Source organism: Pseudomonas sp. FSL R10-0056, assembly GCF_009600105.1.
Classification (GTDB): Bacteria; Pseudomonadota; Gammaproteobacteria; order Pseudomonadales; family Pseudomonadaceae; genus Aquipseudomonas; species Aquipseudomonas bubulae.
Genome location: NZ_WIWL01000110.1, coordinates 1 through 320 on the forward strand (window position 1 = coordinate 1; position 320 = coordinate 320).

Annotated in this window: 1 protein-coding gene; it reads left to right on the forward strand. The window is 65.6% G+C overall.

Going from position 1 to position 320, the window contains the following annotated elements:
* Positions 1–260, forward strand: a 260-nt coding sequence (locus GHO42_RS25830; RefSeq protein WP_218575992.1) for a hypothetical protein, incomplete at its 5' end; no start/stop codon positions are given.
* Positions 261–320 lie beyond the last annotated feature (60 nt).

The following is a 320-nucleotide window of genomic DNA, read 5'->3' on the forward strand; positions in this document are numbered from 1 at the left end:
GGAAAGTTGGGCGGGAGAACGACCTGCGTAAGCGGCTTGAGCGTGTGCGGTGCTACCTGACACCGGGCGGCGGTTTTTCTGTGCGAGACGCCGAAAGGACACTCCAGAAGGAGCGTCCTGAGTGGGCGGCGCGGCTACCGCAGGCCCGGGATGAGGTTCAGCGTGAGAAAGAGGCCAAGAAGCAGGAGCTTCTGGCCCAAAAGCGGGAGCGGCAGTCCCTGCAGAAAGGCAGGCCGGGCCGTGGTGGCCACGGCCTCTAGGCCAGATCCAGCGGCATCTGGGTTAGTCGAGCGCGGGCCGCTTCCCATGTCTCACCAGGG